The following is a 16,430-nucleotide window of genomic DNA, read 5'->3' as shown; positions in this document are numbered from 1 at the left end:
ATACGAATAACCCGAAGCATACATTTCTTATACACTAATCAGGCGGGAAGCAGTCATTCGCTGCGATCGAGGCCTCACATGGTTCTAGCTGTCAAAGCGGACCTTCGATTTCGCCTGGTCTGCTGAAGTGCAATTGGCCCTTCCAAAACCAATGGGTGACGCAAAGGACAAACCAATGATTCGACTCAATGCGCGACCGCGGTGTTCACGGCAGATTTCTTTGTTGGCATGTAGAAAAACTGTGCAGACATTCCACTACTTACAAAAATAAGCTGATAAATTGGGCGAACCGCTAGCCTGCTCGCGAGTTTGATGATCTTGAAATTGCGATCAACTCAAGCTTGAGTTCGATTGAGTCTTCATGAAACAACACCTGACTGTCGTTGTCGTCGAGCAAAATCAAGAACGTGCTTTTGCAATTATAGATGCCTTGAAAGAGACTGGAGACGTAGATGTTTCTGTGATCGGCAACGTCTCTGGGTTAGCACGTAAAATTGCAACGCAAAGCCCAGACATTGTCCTGATCGATATAGACAACCCCTCTCGAGATATGTTGGAAGAACTTACCGTTGCTTCGGGCCCATTGGAACGACCCGTGGCTATGTTCGTCTCAGGCGCCGCAGGCGGATTGGCAAAAGCTGCTGTTGAGGCCGGTGTATCGGCCTATGTTGTCGATGGATTGCAAGCTGAGCGAATTAAACCTGTTATCGATACCGCCATCGCTCGGTTTCAGGTGCTGCGCCAGATGCGGACTGAACTTGCAGAAACCCGCCGTGCGCTTGAAGAGCGTAAAGTGATCGACCGCGCAAAAGGTTTGCTGATGAAAGCCAAGGGCATTTCGGAAGATGAAGCCTATGCGCTACTCCGAAAAACCGCGATGAACCAAAACCGCCGCGTCGCCGAGGTGGCCGAAGCCTTGGTCACTGCTTCGGGGTTGTTGTCATGAGAACCGTAACACTGCCCGTCGCGTATATGCCGCTTGTCGACGCGGCCCCATTGATCGTCGCGCGCGAGATGGGGTTCGACCATGCTGAAGGCATCTCGCTGGACCTGCGTCCGGCGCCATCGTGGTCCTCTCTGCGCGATATGCTGGCCTTTGGGCATGTGGACGCGGCGCATCTACTATCGCCTGTCCCCGTTGCGATGGCTTTGGGTCTTGGTGGAATCGCGACACCGCTATCCGCGGTATCTGTCCTGTCTTTGAATGGCAATGTTATCGGTGTTGGAACGCAATTGGCCGAGCGATTGATCGACCAGGGCTATGGTTTTGATTTCACTGATGCCGCTGCAGCTGGGGCTGCACTGGCAAAAGCTGCCGATGAAGTCTTGGTGTTTGGCGTGCCTTTCCCATTTTCAATGCATGTCGAGCTGCTGCGCTATTGGATTGCGGGAACCAAACTGGCCTCAAAACAGGTCGAAATCCGTACCGTCCCGCCGCCACTCATGGCGCAGGCGCTTGCGGGAGGCGAGATCGATGCCTTTTGCGTGGGCGAGCCTTGGGGCTCCTTCGCAGTGGACGACAGTGTTGGCGCACTGCTGTTGCCCGGAAAGGCGATCTGGACTTGTGCACCTGAAAAGGTGTTGGCAGTCAGAAACGACTGGGCCGAGACGGAACCGCATTTGCTGGGAAGTCTCATGCGGACCGTATGGCGTGCGGGACGCTGGCTGTCAAACACGGACAGCCGAACAACCGCGTCCGAGATGCTGTCACGCAAAACCTACCTCAATGTCTCACCCGAGCTGATCGACCGAGCGTTAATGGGTGAGTTCGCCATATCTGCACGCGGCGAGCAACGCAGTGTGGAAGGGTTTGTCGAGTTTTTTGACGGTGCTGCCACCTTCCCGTGGCGTAGTCAGGCAAAATGGGTCGCGCATCAATTGGCGCTAAGAAACGGGCTGGACGTCGGGACAGCGGAACGACAAGCAGCCAAGGTCTTTCGAAGTGATCTCTATCGTCGGGAGTTGCAAGGGCTTGGTGTGGAAACACCCGGCGCATCCGAGAAACTTGAAGGAGCTTTGTCTGAGTCGACGGCCGTTGCCTCAGCCAATGGCAGCCTGATTCTGTCTCGGAACGTCTTCTTCGACCGGCGCATTTTCGAGCCCGCAGGGTAAGATTGCACAATTTTTTTGCAGCGCAGCATCTCTTTTTGCTGCGCTGCAGAATTCTCGAAGTGAAGATGTCAAAAAATGATGACGTCGCACTGCGCGTCTGACTTAATCGGGACATCGGAAGGCAACGACGCCCACCGACGGAATTCGCCCACAATCCAGGGCACCTTAGAAGAGCAAAGCCGCTCGACCATCCGCCACCTCCTCCCGGCGGACTGTGTCGGCGGCTTTTTTTGTTTGCCCATGGGGTTGGGCTGAACCGAAAGGGATCGAGATGAAAAAGCTTCTTTTAGGCCTCGCCGCGACGACGGCGCTTGTGTCTCCAGCACTGGCCGAATTGGAACTGGAAAAAGACGAGCTGACCTTTGGCTTTATCAAACTGACCGACATGGCGCCGCTGGCTGTCGCCTATGAGAATGGGTACTTTCTGGACGAAGGCCTGTTCGTGACGCTGGAAGCACAAGCAAACTGGAAGGTGCTGTTGGATGGCGTGATTGACGGACAGCTTGACGGCGCACATATGCTGGCTGGACAACCATTGGCCGCAACCATCGGGTATGGGACCGAAGCCCATATCATCACGCCATTCTCAATGGACCTGAACGGCAACGGCATCACCGTCTCCAACGAGATTTGGGAAGAGATGAAGCCGAACATCCCGGTGATGGACGACGGCCGTCCCCAGCATCCGATCAGCGCCGAGGCTCTGGCCCCGGTTGTCGAGAAGTACAAATCAGAAGGCAAGCCCTTCAACATGGGCATGGTCTTCCCGGTTTCGACCCATAACTACGAGCTGCGCTATTGGCTGGCCGCCGGTGGTCTGCATCCGGGTTACTACAGCCCTGAAAACGTGACCGGTCAGATTGGTGCGGATGTGTTCCTGTCGGTGACCCCTCCACCGCAGATGCCTGCCACGTTGGAGGCCGGCACGATCTATGGCTATTGCGTGGGCGAGCCGTGGAATCAGCAGGCTGTGTTCAAGGGTATCGGCGTTCCGGTTATTACCGACTACGAGCTGTGGAAGAACAACCCCGAAAAGGTCTTTGGTCTCAATGCCGAGTTCGCAGAACAGTACCCCAACACCACTCTGGCCGTGACCAAGGCCCTGATCCGCGCAGCGATGTGGCTGGACGAGAACGAAATTGCCAACCGCCCTGAAGCCGTCGAGATTCTGAGCCGGGCTGAATATGTGGGTGCGGACTATGAGGTTATCGCCAACTCGATGACCGGCACGTTTGAGTATGAGAAGGGCGACAAGCGTGAGGTCCCCGATTTCAACGTGTTTTTCCGCTACAACGCGACCTATCCGTTCTACTCGGACGCCGTTTGGTACCTGACGCAGATGCGCCGCTGGGGGCAGATTGCCGAGTCCAAGCCCGACAGCTGGTATGACGAGGTCGCCAAGTCCGTCTACAAACCCGAGATCTATTTGGAAGCCGCCCGCTTGCTGGTCGACGAAGGTCTGGCGAATGAAGCCGACTTCCCCTGGGACAGCGATGGTTACAAAGCGCCGACCCCGGCCGAGGATATCATTGACGGCATCGCTTACGACGGACGCACACCCAACGCCTATCTCGAAAGCCTGTCCATAGGCCTGAAGGGCGAGCAGAAGATCATCGGCTCGGACGTGCAAGGCTAATTCCCCAAAACCCGCGCCCGGCCCGCGCCGGGCGCAGCCCCCAAAGTGCCCCGCCATCGCAAGGACACATCAGATGACAACGGTCGATCCCGAATTCAACGCAGACGCCGCCCGAGAGGAACGTCGCGCCCGCCTTTTCACCCGCATCAATGCAGCCGACAAATGGTTCCAGGTGCTGGGACTCAGCTGGGCCACACCCATCCTGAAAGCTGCTGCCGGAGACAATCCCCGCGCTCAGATGACCGAGATATGGCGGTTGCTGATCGTGCCTCTGTTGTCGATCTGCGCCTTCTTGTTGCTGTGGGGAACGCTGGCCCCCAAGGTGCAGACCTCTCTCGGCGCGGTTCCGGGGCCGGCGCAGGTTTGGGAAGAGATGGTCAGCCTGAACCAGGATGCCAAGGCCAAAGCGGCCAAACGCGCGAAGTTCGAGGCCATGGTCGAGAAGCGCAATCAGAAATTCATTGACGCTGGCCAGCCGGAGAAAGTGAAAGAGGTCGCCTTCACGGGTGCTCCGACCTATTACCAGCAAATCTGGACTTCGATCAAAACAGTGTTTTTTGGGTTTCTGATCGCCACCGTCATCGCGGTCCCACTTGGTATCGCGGCCGGCCTGTCTCCGACTGCAAATGCAGCCCTAAACCCGCTAATCCAGATCTTCAAACCGGTCTCGCCTCTGGCCTGGTTGCCGATCGTCACGATGATCGTCTCGGCCGTTTACGTCACCAATGACGGCTGGTTCGCGAAATCCTTCCTGATCTCGGCCATTACCGTGACTCTGTGTTCGCTATGGCCCACATTGATCAATACATCTTTGGGTGTAGCCTCCATCGATAAGGACCTGGTGAATGTCTCCAAAGTCCTGAAAATGAACACCTATACCAAGATCACCAAACTGGTGCTGCCCTCTGCCCTGCCTCTGATCTTCACCGGCCTGCGCCTGTCACTGGGCGTCGGCTGGATGGTTCTGATTGCGGCGGAAATGCTGGCGCAGAACCCCGGTCTGGGCAAATTCGTCTGGGATGAGTTCCAGAACGGTTCCTCCAGTTCGCTCGCCAAGATCATGGTTGCGGTCTTCACCATCGGTATCATCGGCTTCCTGCTGGACCGGGTGATGTACGCGCTGCAATCCTTGTTTACCTTCACAAACAACCGGTGAGTGCGATGAGCATCCTAAGTTTCAAGAACGCCTCGAAATCCTTCGGTGAAGGCACCGCTCGCACGGATGTGCTGAAAGGCATCGATCTGAACGTGCAAGAGGGTGAGTTTCTGGTGATCCTTGGCTTCTCGGGCACTGGCAAGACGACCCTGATCAATCTGATGGCCGGGCTGGATAGCCCAACCAGCGGAGAGGTCACGTTCAAAGGTACCCCGATCAAAGGGCCGGGCCCGGAGCGGGGCGTGATCTTCCAGAACTACTCGCTGATGCCGTGGCTGACGGTCAGCGGCAATGTGGGTCTGGCGGTTGATACGGTCTTCCCGGGTCTCAGCAAGACCGAGAAAGCCGAGAAAGTCGCGCATTATGTACAGATGGTTGGCCTCAGCCATGCCGCCACACGCCGTCCGGCCGAGCTGTCGGGTGGCATGCGCCAGCGGGTCAACGTGGCGCGTGCGTTGTCGATGAACCCCGAAGTTTTGTTGCTGGATGAGCCTCTGTCGGCGCTCGACGCGCTGACCCGCGCCAATCTGGCTGATGAGATCGAACACATTTGGGAAGCCGACAAAAAAACCTGCGTACTGATCACCAATGATGTGGACGAGGCAATCATTCTGGCCGACCGCATCATTGCCCTGAACCCGGATGGCACACTGGGGCAGGAATTCCCTGTCTCAATCCCGCGTCCGCGCGAACGCGCTGCGATGAACAATGACGAGACTTTCAAACGCCTGCGCGCGGACGTCACCAAATACCTGATGGATGTGGGGATCGAGGCCAAGGTCGAAGGCTCGCGTATCCTCCCGGATGTCACTCCAATCCACGGTGTTCCAACGGCGGTGGCCGAGGCGCAAAAGGGGCTGATCGAGAACCGCTTCCTCGACTTCTCGCAGCTTCACAAGGTGTATCCGACGCCCAAAGGCCCTCTGACCGTGGTCGAGGATTTCGAACTGAAGATCGACAAGGGCGAGTTCATCTCGCTGATCGGCCATTCGGGTTGTGGCAAGTCCACGGTTTTGACCATGGCGGCGGGGCTGAACGACATCTCGAAGGGTGCGATCAAGCTGGATGGCCGTCACGTCGAAGGGGCCGATCCCGAACGCGCGGTGGTGTTCCAATCCCCCAACCTGTTCCCATGGTTAACCGCCAAGGAGAACGTCGCGATTGGGGTGGACAAGGTCTATCCAAAGGCCAGCATGGCCGAGCGTCAGGATGTGGTCGAATACTATCTGGAACGGGTCGGTTTGGCTGACGCGATGGACAAATCCGCAAGCGACCTATCGAACGGCATGAAGCAACGCGTCGGCATCGCCCGTGCTTTTGCTCTGTCCCCCAAACTGCTGTTGCTCGATGAGCCCTTCGGCATGCTCGACAGCCTGACCCGATGGGAATTACAGGAAGTCCTGATGGAGGTCTGGTCCCGCACCAAGGTCACTGCGATCTGCGTTACCCACGACGTGGATGAGGCGATCTTACTGGCCGATCGCGTGGTGATGATGACCAACGGTCCGCAGGCAACGATCGGCAAGATCACCAAGGTTGAGCTGCCGCGTCCGCGCACGCGCAAAGCCCTTCTGGAGCATCCGGATTACTATGCTTACCGGCAGGAAGTCCTCGATTTCCTCGAAGAATATGAACATGGCGCCAAGCCCAAAACACCCGCCCCCAAGGCGATTGCAGCGGAGTGAAATCATGAAGCAAAGACTTGTTGTCATAGGCGCGGGTATGGCCTCAGGCCGGGTGTTGGAACACCTGACCGACGCCGCGCCGGATACGTTCGACATCACCCTGTTCAACGCCGAGCCGCGCGGGAACTACAACCGCATCATGCTCAGCCCGGTACTCTCGGGCGAGAAAACCTATGAAGAGATCGTCACCCATGACGACGCGTGGTATTCCGCGCGGGGCATTGCCTGCCGCTTTGGTGAAAAGGTCGCGAAGATCGACCGCGAGATGAAGGTGGTCGAAGGTCAGAACGGCCACGTTCCCTATGACAAGCTGGTGATTGCGACCGGGTCTAACCCGTTCATGATCCCTCTGCCAGGGCATGATCTGGAGGGTGTGATTGCCTACCGCGATCTGGAAGACACCGAGCAGATGATAGGCATGGGCCCTGACAACAAGGTGGTCGTGATCGGCGGCGGCTTGCTGGGGCTCGAGGCCGCCGCGGGTATGGCTGCCCATGGCGTTGACGTGACAGTGGTGCATATCATGGGTCACCTGATGGAGCGACAGCTGGACGAGGCCGCAGGCTACCTGCTGAAGAAATCGCTGGAAGACAAAGGCATCAGGATTTGCCTGCAGGCGAACTCTAAAGAAATCCTAGGACAGGACGGAAAGGTCCGCGCGCTGCTTCTGGACGACGGGACCGAATTGCCCTGTGATCTGCTTGTCATGGCCGTGGGTATCCGCCCCAACACAGCTCTGGCGCAAGAGGCTGGGCTGGCCACCGGGCGCGGTATCCATGTGGATGACCAGATGCTAACTTCGGATTCGGATGTCTTTGCGGTAGGTGAATGCGTCGAACATGACGGGGCGGTCTTCGGTCTTGTCGCGCCGCTTTACGATCAGGCGAAAGTGGCTGCGCAGGCTTTGTTGGGTGAAGAGGCTGCGTTTGCTCAGAAAACCCTATCGACCAAGTTGAAGGTCACCGGCTGCGATCTGTTCAGTGCGGGGGATTTTGCGGATGGGCCGGGGCGCGAGGATATCGTGTTCCGCGACCCCTCGCGCGGGGTCTACAAACGGCTTGTGATTGAAGAGGATCGGCTGGTCGGCGCGGTCATGTATGGTGACACCACTGATGGCAGCTGGTTCTTTGGCCTCATAAAAGACGGCGCCAGCGTAGAAGAAATGCGCGAGACGCTGATCTTCGGACCCGCATATCAGGGGGGCGACACTGCGGACCCTCTCTCAGCCGTTGCAGCATTGCCGCATGAGGCGGAGATTTGCGGCTGCAACGGCGTATGCAAAGGTGACATCGCCGAGGCGATCAATGCGGGGGCGGGTGATCTGGGCGCGGTGCGCACGACCACAAAGGCTAGCGCATCCTGCGGAACTTGCACAGGATTGGTTGAGCAATTGTTGCAGGTCACTCTGGGCGACGCGTTCCAGATGCCTGCCGCGCAGCCGGTCTGCGGATGCACCGACCTGACTCATGAGGATGTGCGACGCCTGATCAAAGCGCAGGAGTTAAAAAGCCAGGCTGCCGTCTGGCAGGAACTGGGTTGGACGACGCCCAATGGCTGCCATGTCTGTCGGCCCGCGATCAACTACTACCTGCTGGCCGACTGGCCGCTGGAATACCAAGACGACCCACAAAGCCGTTTCGTCAATGAACGCAAACACGCCAACATCCAGAAGGATGGCACGTTCAGCGTTGTACCGCGTATGTGGGGCGGGATCACCACGCCCGACGAACTGCGCGCGATTGCAGATGCGGCGGATAAATACGATGTTCCCACCGTCAAGGTCACGGGCGGTCAGCGGATCGATCTGCTGGGCGTCAAAGGCGAAGATCTGCCCGCCATGTGGTCAGACCTGAACAAAGCCGGGCTGGTCTCTGGCCACGCCTATTCCAAAGGTCTGCGCACGGTCAAAACCTGCGTCGGCACCGATCATTGCAGGTTTGGTACTCAGGACAGCACCGGGCTTGGCATAAAGCTTGAAAGAATCCTGTGGGGGTCGTGGACGCCGCACAAGCTGAAGCTGGCCGTATCTGGCTGCCCTCGAAACTGTGCCGAGGCGACCTGCAAGGACATCGGCGTGGTCTGCGTCGAATCTGGCTATCAGATCAGCATCGGCGGGGCCGCAGGGATGGATGTCAAAGAGACCGAGCTACTCTGTCAGATTCCCACCGAAGAAGAAGCGGTCGAGATCGTGATGGCCGTCACGCAAGCCTATCGCGAAGGCGGCAAGTATCTGGACCGTTTATATAAATGGCTGGGTAAGGTGGGCATGGACTGGGTCAAGGTGCAGGTCGTGGACGACCTTGAAAATCGCGCGGCCCTCGTCGCGCGGTTTGAACTGTCGCAAAACATCTACCGCAAAGACCCGTGGGCCGAACACGTCAAAGAAAAAGCGCAAACCTACGCGCCAATTGCAGATTTCACACTGGAGGCCGCAGAATGAGCTGGATCGACATCGGACATATCGACGAGGTTCCCTTGCGTGGGGCGCGTCTTGTCAAGACGCATATCGGCTGCATCGCTGTCTTCCGTACTGCCGAGGTGGAGGTCTATGCCGCGACCAACAGCTGTCCGCACAAGGGCGGTCCTTTGTCTGAGGGTATCGTGCACGGACAGTCGGTGACCTGTCCTTTGCACAATTGGGTATTTGACCTGAATACGGGCGAGGCGCAAGGCGCGGATGATGGCCGCATCACCATCTATCCCGTGCGCATTGAAGACGACCGTATCCTGTTAGACGACAGCGCAGTTACCCGGCGGAGCGCCGCCTGATGGACGGAAGTGGTCTGCCTGAAGTTCGCTCGACTTGCGCCTATTGCGGGGTCGGCTGCGGTGTGCTTTTGCGGCCCGATGGGGCCGGAGGCTTGACCGTTCGCGGCGATCCGGATCATCCAGCGAATTTTGGGCGTTTGTGCTCGAAAGGATTGGCTTTGGGCGAAACAGTTGGGCTGGAACATCGGTTGCTGGCTCCTCGCGCCTTCGGCCGAGACACAAACTGGGACAACGCGCTGCAACTGGTCGCAGATCGGTTTTCTGCCGCAATCAAGAACTATGGACCGGACAGCGTGGCATTTTACGTCTCGGGGCAGTTGCTGACAGAGGATTATTACGTCGCCAACAAGCTGATGAAGGGTTTTATGGGGTCGGCCAACATCGACACCAATTCTCGACTGTGTATGGCGTCAACTGTGGCCGGACACAAACGCGCCTTTGGCACAGATACCGTGCCCGGGACTTATGAGGATCTGGATGAGGCTGATTTGGTTGTCTTGGTTGGCTCAAACCTCGCGTGGTGCCATCCCGTTCTCTATCAACGCGTCATAGCTGCGCGTCAGGTGCGCGGTACGAAGATTGTGGTTGTCGACCCGCGCCGAACAGCCAGCTGCGATCAGGCCGATCTCCATCTGGCGTTGCAACCCGGCAGTGACGTGGCATTGTTCAACCGCTTGCTGAGCAGAATTCACCAATCGGGGCATGTGGCACCGGATTTTCTGGATCGCAGCGTAGGGTACACTGAAGCCCTCGAACTCGCACAGCTTGATGATCCGGATGAGACCGGACTTACCCCAGGTGAAATCGAAGCGTTTTGCGATCTGTGGATTGGAACCGAGCGGGTTGTTACGATTTTCAGTCAAGGCGTAAACCAATCCTCCAGCGGAACAGACAAAGTCAACTCGATCCTGAACTGCCATCTGGCTACGGGACGCATCGGACGCACAGGGATGGGCCCGTTCTCGGTTACCGGTCAACCAAACGCCATGGGTGGTCGAGAGGTCGGCGGTCTGGCCAACATGCTTGCGTGTCACCTGGATATCGAAAACGAGGCCCACAGAGCAGCCGTCCGGGACTTTTGGAAAGCGCCCATCCTGCCAGAAAAGCAGGGGCTCAAAGCTGTCGACATGTTTCGCGCCGTTAAAGATGGACAGATCAAAGCACTTTGGATCATCCACACCAATCCAGCGGCCACGATGCCGGACGCCGATCGAGTCAAGGCGGCGATCAAAAACTGCCCATTCACCGTTGTAAGCGACCTGACTGCCCAAACAGACACCGCGCGTCTCGCAGACGTATTGCTTCCAGCAGCAGGATGGGGCGAAAAAAGCGGCACAGCAACCAATTCCGACCGCATGATCAGCAGGCAACGCGCCGTTCTGACCCCTCCGGGACGGGCACGTGCGGATTGGGATATCTTGGCCGAGGTTGGCCGCCGCATGGGTTGGGCCGAGGCCTTCAGCTATGAGTCTGCGGCGCAGATTTTTAGGGAATATGCGAACATGTCCTCGCTTGCCATCTCATTTGGCAAAGACTTTGAGATTGCTGGCTTTTCGGACATCAACGACGAAGATTATGATGCGATGTGCCCGACACGATGGCCCACGGCATCGCGGAAAACTGACGGTCGTTTCTTCGGAGACGGGCAGTTTTTTCATCCTGATGGCAAGGCACGGTTTGTGCCGGTCACCCATCGAACGCCCAAGGCAGAGCCATCAGAACGCTACCCTTTCCTGTTGAACACAGGGAGAAATCGGGATCAGTGGCACACCATGACCCGATCCGGATTGTCGCCGCGCCTGTCAGCTCATCTTGCCGAACCTTACATTGATATTAATCCCAAGGACGCTGATGAACTTGGTCTCAGTTCTGCCGATTTGGTAGAGCTCAACAGCTCCGTTGGAAGTGGCATCTTTCGACTGCGCATCACGGAAACTATCCCGCCAGGTCAGGTGTTTGCACCTATTCACTGGACAGGCGAAACCGCCCCATCAGCTCGTGTGGACGTGCTTGTTCCAAGTGTGACGGATCCGATTTCCGGACAACCTGAAAGCAAATCCACAGCGGTATCTGTACAACGTATGAATGCCGCATGGTACGGTTTTGCCGTTTCAGTTGCCGCGGCCTCGCCTGAAGCAGACTATTGGGCAACTTCCAAAACAACCAATGGCTACAGAATGGAATTGGCCGGGAAGCAGGTCATCGATGATTGGGAAAATACCGCCCGACAATGGTTTGGATTACATGATGCCGCAGCCACCACTGTAGAAGATGCTAAGAGCGGGTCGTTCAGAATTGCGCTGTCAGAAGAACGGCGCATATTGGCGGCACTCTTCGTCTCCCCTAAGCCCATCGCGCTGATGCGAGACTATTTGGCAACCTTACCCCAAGTTTCGCCGCTGCGGATATTATCCGGTCGTTCCTCTGCTGCCTCAGAAGACTGCGGCCCAATTGTCTGTTCATGTACTGGAGTCGGGCTAAGAACTATCATCCGCGCAATTGACGACTTAAATCTGATCAGTGTGGACGATATTGGAGATGCTCTTCAAGCCGGAACTAACTGTGGCTCATGCCAACCAGAGTTGGCAGGTTTGATCATGGAGCATTCGAAATTGAACCGCAACAAACTGAAGAATTGCCCACAGAAACATTTAGGATAGACTCTGGGCTTTCAAACAGGACCGTGGTCAGCTTTGGGTGGTTGTCAACGTAAGCGGGGGGTTCTATTCACTCTGAACCAGATATCCGATTAAGCCTTACTAGCCGGTTCGAATAATTTGTCAGACGATGGCTGGCTCTGCGCTCCAGACCTTTAACTACATAGCAATTTCGGTTTTGCAGCGAATGTCTCCTCTAACGCGCAGCAATAGAGCTAAGGCGACTGGAATCGAACTGCATCTTTGGGCCTTCAGCGCTTGCCATCAGGACATAAAGCCGGGTCGCCTGCTAGGTGATCCAGAAGCGCGCGCACCCGAGTTGTAATGCGCCTGTTCTGTGGAAACAATGCAGCGACGACATATGGCGACACCCGGTTCTCGGGAAACAGCTCGACCAGATCGCCGGACCGTAAGGCATCTGCGACTGTATATGCCGGGCACCGTGCGATGGCGGCGCCTTGTTCAGCAAGGCGAGCTGACGCAGCGGGAGCGTTCATTCGGAAGCGTCCGGTCACTTGGACAGCCTCTTCTTGGCCGCCGAAGTCGAACCTCCACACTGTAGGCTCTGTCATATTGCCATCGAGAATGCACTCATGTTTGGCCAGTGCCCGGGGATGGTCCGGGCGCCCTGCGCGTTCCAAATAGGTGGGTGAGGCACAGACAACCAAGGGCATGCGGCCCAATTGCCGAACCTTGAGCGAGCTGTCCCGCATTGGGCCAATCCTGACAGCAAGGTCGAGGCCTTCTTCAACAATCGACGCTCTGCGATCAGAAAACTTCAGATCGAGCTCTACATGGGGGTGTTTCTCAGCGAATTTTGCGAGCGAAGGTACCAACCGCAATGCGCCAAACCCCGTTGGCGCCGAGATATGGATCACACCGCGAAGGGACGCCTGCTCATTTCTGACCCTGTCTTCGAGTTCGTCGAATCCGTCGAGAAGCGGCTCGCACAACATCAGGTATGTTGCACCCGCATCTGTCAACGACACGCTGCGGGTCGTGCGATTGAGCAGCTGTACACCAAGCGCGTTTTCCAGATCAGCTACGTACTTACTGACCAAACGCGCAGACCGCCCCATGCGCTGCGCAGCGACGGTGAACGACGTGTTCTTTGCAACCAGCGCAAAGGCCCGCATGCGGTCTATCTTGTCCATCCCATTGCGCCTTCTGAGGGCTTAAAGTTCGTCAAATATAGGAGATTATCATCAAGAAGCGCAATGTGTATTGCTTGTTCAACACCTGCAACCAACCGGAGAAACCCATGTCCAACGCTGTTCGTATTCACCATTTCGCCAAATCTGGCCATGCACACCGCGCTTTGGTCTTTGCGAAACTTGCCGGGATTGCACATGAGGTTGTTCCCGTCGATCTAGCAGCTGGCGCGCATAAGTCGCCTGAATTTCTTGCCATGAACCCAAATGGGCAAGTGCCCGTCCTTGAGGATGGCGAGGTTGTTGTGTCCGACTCGAACGCGATTCTTGTCTATCTTGCGCGGACATATGCGCCTGATTGGATACCAAGTGATGCGGTCGGAGAAGCAAATGTGCAGCGTTGGCTTACTTTAGCGGCTGGAGAGATTGCGTTTGGTTCCTGCGCTGCGCGGTTGATCACCGTCTTTGGCGCGCCGCTGGACCCGAACTTTGCAGCCGCGACTGCGGAAAAAGCGATGCAGAAACTGGAGCGTGGTCTCACGGGTCGCGACTGGCTCGTTGGCGAGCAGCCCACCATCGCTGACGTGGCTAGCTACTCCTATACGGCACACGCGCCGGAGGGGAATGTCTCTCTCGAGCCATACCCGAATGTCCGTGCCTGGCTCGCTCGGTTTGAGGCCTTGCCCGGTTTTGAAGCGATGCCGGCGACGGCTGTTGGTCTTGTTGCAGAGTGAAAGGGCAAACCCATGGCGACCGAAGCCCAACGGCATCCTTTGCCACCGTTCTCAAAAGAAACCGCCATTCAAAAGGTGCGCCTGGCTGAGGACGGCTGGAACGGCCGGGATCCGGCCAAGGTCGCGCTGGCCTACACGCCGGACAGCAAGTGGCGCAACCGGATCGAGTTTCCCCAAGGGCGCGATCAGATTGAGGAGTTCTTGACCCGGAAATGGGCCAAGGAACTGGACTACCGTCTGATCAAAGAGCTTTGGGCACATGACGGCAATCGCATCGCGGTCCGCTACGCCTATGAGTACCACGATGACGGCGGAAACTGGTTCCGGGCCTATGGCAATGAAAATTGGGAGTTCGACAAGGATGGCTACATGGAACGCCGGTTTGCCAGCATCAATGAACACCCCATCCAAGAGGCGGATCGAAAGTTCCGCTGGCCGCCGGGGCGCCGTCCGGATGACCACCCCGGTCTGAGCGATCTCGGGCTCTAGCGTGGCTCAGGTGAAAGGATCAAGCGATGGCACAGATACATAAATCGCACAGAGGTGAGTTGATGCTGCAAGAGCGGCGTCACACTCCCAAAGAGGTGAGCGATGCGATTCCGCACTACATCGAAAGCGACATGCCGAAACAGCATGCGGATTTCTTTGCGGGTCTGTCCTATTTGCCGCTCGCAACGCTTGATCGTAATGGGCGTCCGTGGGTCAGCCTTCTGGTTACACAATCAGACAGCGACCCTTCTGTTGGCATTCAGGTTGCGGGCCAGAACACCACGCATGTGGTCGCGGAAACCAATCCGCATGATCCCTTTGTGCGTGCTGTGAGCCAGGATCCCGCATCGGGCCTTGAAGCGCGGCTCTTTGCCGGGGTTGGGATCGATTTCGGTAACCGCCGACGAAACAAAATTGCGGGCTCCATACGTACCGCAGATGTCGAGGGCGAGGAGAAGATCAGGTTACAACTGTTGTCCGATCAGCACTTGGGGAACTGTCCAAAGTACATTACAGTCCGTTCCTTAGGGCACACGCGACGCAACCCTGAAATTATCCATGACGGCTTCGATGTGCACTCATCTGTGCTGTCGAATGAGGCCAAATCCGTCGTAGCGCGCGCCAGCACCTTGTTCTTGGCGACAAAACATACAAGCGATGCCACCACTGCAGGCGCTCAGACCGATATGGGCGTCAATCATCGCGGCGGCGCGCCCGGCTTTACCCGGCTCTACGAGGAGAACGACGGGGCGCGGGTTACGACCTATTTGGTTCTGCCCGATCATTCTGGCAATCGCTTCTACCAGTCGCTGGGCAATATCGAAACGGACCCGAAGGTTGGGCTGGTCTTTCCAGACTTTGAAACCGGTGAGATCCTCTACATTACGGGGGATGCTGAAAATCTGCTTGGGGATGACGCAGATGCGCTGATGCCGCGCGTGAGCCTGCTGACACGTATCAAGGTAACGGGCGCGGTTTTTGTGCGTGGAGGCCTAAACCTCAAGCTGGCATCAAAAGAGCAACTCTCCCCCTACAATCCGCCGGTCAAATATTTGCGCGCAGAGTTGGAGAAGATGGGGCATGCAATCAAGGCGCACGACGCCGCTATCCCGCTGACCGCCAAGCTTATCGCTACAAAACCCCTGTCCAGCACAATCAGTACTTTCGAATTCGAGTTGTCTGAGGCAATCAATGCCCCATTGCCTGGTGGTTTTGGCGTCTTTGACTTCTCCGACCTGGTGGACGCCGGATACAGCCACATGAACGAGACAAACCCTCAGCTTGTGAACGAGGACTACGTCCGCACATGGACGCTTTCCGGAGCGCCAAAGTTTGACGAAGAGAACAACGCGTTTCGCACGACCAATCGGATCAGTGTTACGGTCAAACGCAAACCAGGCGGTCTGATGTCCAACCTCCTGCACAACTATGCGGAGAAGCTGATCACGTACAATCTTCCAGTTAAATTCAAGGGCACCGGAGCGGGCTTTTCCTGTTTTTCCGAAGTGGCTGAGGGCAGCCCCCCAAAGTTCCCAGCAAAGATGCTTTGGATCGCGGGTGGCGTTGGCATCACCCCGTTCATGGTGATGTGGGACGGAGTCAAACAAGTGGTAGAGACTTACCCGCAGGACCAGCCCATCGATATCGTGTTTCTGTTTTCCGGTCGGGACGATGACATTGCAATTCTGCAGCACTTTGCGAAAAAAAACAGCTCTGTTTCGGACCAGGTGACACTGCGTATTGTCGCGTTTCAAAGCGCAGGCGAAAACGCATTGGCTGCGAAATCCGCTCGCGATGATCTGAACGCAGCATTCACCGATCAGCCGCTGCAGCTTCAGGAGCGACGCATGCATAGCAAAGACATTCAATCGGTCGCGCATCTCGGAATGCGAGATGTATATATGTGCGGCCCTGAAACTTTGATGACCAGTTCTGAAGCGGCGCTCAACGATTTGGGCCTCGAGGAAGCAAGGCTTCACCGTGAGACGTTTGTGTTTTGATAGGGGGATAAAACTTGTTCATGACCTTGCAGGACAGGATC

The 16,430-nt window shown here is 56.7% G+C and carries 12 protein-coding genes; 11 read left to right on the top strand and 1 reads right to left on the bottom strand.

The annotated features are described in order from the left end of the window. The first annotated feature begins 361 nt into the window (after positions 1-361). The 8 genes from ACR0MP_RS12910 to ACR0MP_RS12875 all read left to right on the top strand — a co-directional run bounded on the left by ACR0MP_RS12910 (position 362) and on the right by ACR0MP_RS12875 (position 12,018). Positions 362-946 carry an ANTAR domain-containing response regulator gene (locus ACR0MP_RS12910; RefSeq protein ID WP_480886611.1) on the top strand — a complete coding sequence of 195 codons (585 nt, stop codon included), beginning with the start codon at positions 362-364 and terminating at the stop codon, positions 944-946. Further along, on the top strand, positions 943-2,112 hold the full coding sequence (locus tag ACR0MP_RS12905; RefSeq protein ID WP_170407176.1) for an ABC transporter substrate-binding protein: 1,170 nt from the start codon (positions 943-945) through the stop codon (positions 2,110-2,112). The genes ACR0MP_RS12910 and ACR0MP_RS12905 overlap by 4 nt, the downstream gene beginning before the upstream one ends. A 271-nt stretch (positions 2,113-2,383) precedes the next feature. Then, positions 2,384-3,748, top strand: coding sequence for a CmpA/NrtA family ABC transporter substrate-binding protein (locus tag ACR0MP_RS12900; protein WP_480886609.1), 1,365 nt, complete (start codon positions 2,384-2,386; stop codon positions 3,746-3,748). A gap of 73 nt (positions 3,749-3,821) precedes the next feature. Continuing rightward, positions 3,822-4,904, top strand: coding sequence for an ABC transporter permease (locus ACR0MP_RS12895; RefSeq protein WP_170407182.1), 1,083 nt, complete (start codon positions 3,822-3,824; stop codon positions 4,902-4,904). A 5-nt stretch (positions 4,905-4,909) separates the two neighbouring features. Beyond that, positions 4,910-6,589, top strand: a complete 1,680-nt coding sequence (locus tag ACR0MP_RS12890; protein ID WP_170407184.1) for an ABC transporter ATP-binding protein — start codon at positions 4,910-4,912, stop codon at positions 6,587-6,589. 4 nt (positions 6,590-6,593) lie between these two features. Then, positions 6,594-9,029, top strand: a complete 2,436-nt coding sequence (gene nirB, locus ACR0MP_RS12885) for a nitrite reductase large subunit NirB (RefSeq protein WP_480886607.1) — start codon at positions 6,594-6,596, stop codon at positions 9,027-9,029. Beyond that, the gene (gene nirD, locus ACR0MP_RS12880) at positions 9,026-9,358 is read left to right on the top strand and encodes a nitrite reductase small subunit NirD (RefSeq protein WP_170392822.1); all 333 of its coding nucleotides are present in this window, start codon (positions 9,026-9,028) and stop codon (positions 9,356-9,358) included. The genes nirB and nirD overlap by 4 nt, the downstream gene beginning before the upstream one ends. After that, positions 9,358-12,018 carry a molybdopterin-dependent oxidoreductase gene (locus tag ACR0MP_RS12875; protein WP_480886606.1) on the top strand — a complete coding sequence of 887 codons (2,661 nt, stop codon included), beginning with the start codon at positions 9,358-9,360 and terminating at the stop codon, positions 12,016-12,018. Before nirD ends, ACR0MP_RS12875 begins: the two co-directional genes overlap by 1 nt. A gap of 248 nt (positions 12,019-12,266) precedes the next feature. On the opposite strand, the gene ACR0MP_RS12870 is transcribed toward ACR0MP_RS12875, so the two are convergent. Next, a complete protein-coding gene (locus ACR0MP_RS12870) occupies positions 12,267-13,169 on the bottom strand; it encodes a LysR family transcriptional regulator (RefSeq protein ID WP_170407194.1) in 903 nt (300 codons plus the stop codon). A gap of 107 nt (positions 13,170-13,276) precedes the next feature. On the opposite strand from ACR0MP_RS12870, the gene ACR0MP_RS12865 reads away from it, so the two are divergent. From ACR0MP_RS12865 to ACR0MP_RS12855, 3 genes are read left to right on the top strand one after another with little or no spacing between them, the layout of a single operon-like run. Then, positions 13,277-13,900: a glutathione S-transferase family protein gene (locus ACR0MP_RS12865; protein ID WP_480613026.1), complete on the top strand. Its 624-nt coding sequence runs from the start codon at positions 13,277-13,279 to the stop codon at positions 13,898-13,900. A 12-nt stretch (positions 13,901-13,912) separates the two neighbouring features. Next, positions 13,913-14,389, top strand: a complete 477-nt coding sequence (locus ACR0MP_RS12860; protein WP_480613028.1) for a nuclear transport factor 2 family protein — start codon at positions 13,913-13,915, stop codon at positions 14,387-14,389. A gap of 26 nt (positions 14,390-14,415) precedes the next feature. Then, positions 14,416-16,389, top strand: coding sequence for a pyridoxamine 5'-phosphate oxidase family protein (locus ACR0MP_RS12855; protein WP_480886603.1), 1,974 nt, complete (start codon positions 14,416-14,418; stop codon positions 16,387-16,389). The last annotated feature ends 41 nt before the right edge of the window (positions 16,390-16,430 follow it).

The sequence above is a fragment of the Ruegeria sp. K3 genome (assembly GCF_056531845.1).
The sequence above is the reverse complement of the archived record's forward strand: the minus strand, read 5'-3'. Positions and strand labels throughout refer to the sequence as shown.

Excerpts from the sequence above, each read along its gene's own strand:
- ACR0MP_RS12910 (WP_480886611.1), top strand. The coding sequence starts at position 362 with ATGAAACAACACCTGACTGTCGTTGTCGTCGAGCAAAATCAAGAACGT.
- ACR0MP_RS12905 (WP_170407176.1), top strand. The coding sequence starts at position 943 with ATGAGAACCGTAACACTGCCCGTCGCGTATATGCCGCTTGTCGACGCG.
- ACR0MP_RS12900 (WP_480886609.1), top strand. The coding sequence starts at position 2,384 with ATGAAAAAGCTTCTTTTAGGCCTCGCCGCGACGACGGCGCTTGTGTCT.
- ACR0MP_RS12895 (WP_170407182.1), top strand. The coding sequence starts at position 3,822 with ATGACAACGGTCGATCCCGAATTCAACGCAGACGCCGCCCGAGAGGAA.
- ACR0MP_RS12890 (WP_170407184.1), top strand. The coding sequence starts at position 4,910 with ATGAGCATCCTAAGTTTCAAGAACGCCTCGAAATCCTTCGGTGAAGGC.
- nirB (WP_480886607.1), top strand. The coding sequence starts at position 6,594 with ATGAAGCAAAGACTTGTTGTCATAGGCGCGGGTATGGCCTCAGGCCGG.
- nirD (WP_170392822.1), top strand. The coding sequence starts at position 9,026 with ATGAGCTGGATCGACATCGGACATATCGACGAGGTTCCCTTGCGTGGG.
- ACR0MP_RS12875 (WP_480886606.1), top strand. The coding sequence starts at position 9,358 with ATGGACGGAAGTGGTCTGCCTGAAGTTCGCTCGACTTGCGCCTATTGC.
- ACR0MP_RS12870 (WP_170407194.1), bottom strand. The coding sequence starts at position 13,169 with ATGGACAAGATAGACCGCATGCGGGCCTTTGCGCTGGTTGCAAAGAAC.
- ACR0MP_RS12865 (WP_480613026.1), top strand. The coding sequence starts at position 13,277 with ATGTCCAACGCTGTTCGTATTCACCATTTCGCCAAATCTGGCCATGCA.
- ACR0MP_RS12860 (WP_480613028.1), top strand. The coding sequence starts at position 13,913 with ATGGCGACCGAAGCCCAACGGCATCCTTTGCCACCGTTCTCAAAAGAA.
- ACR0MP_RS12855 (WP_480886603.1), top strand. The coding sequence starts at position 14,416 with ATGGCACAGATACATAAATCGCACAGAGGTGAGTTGATGCTGCAAGAG.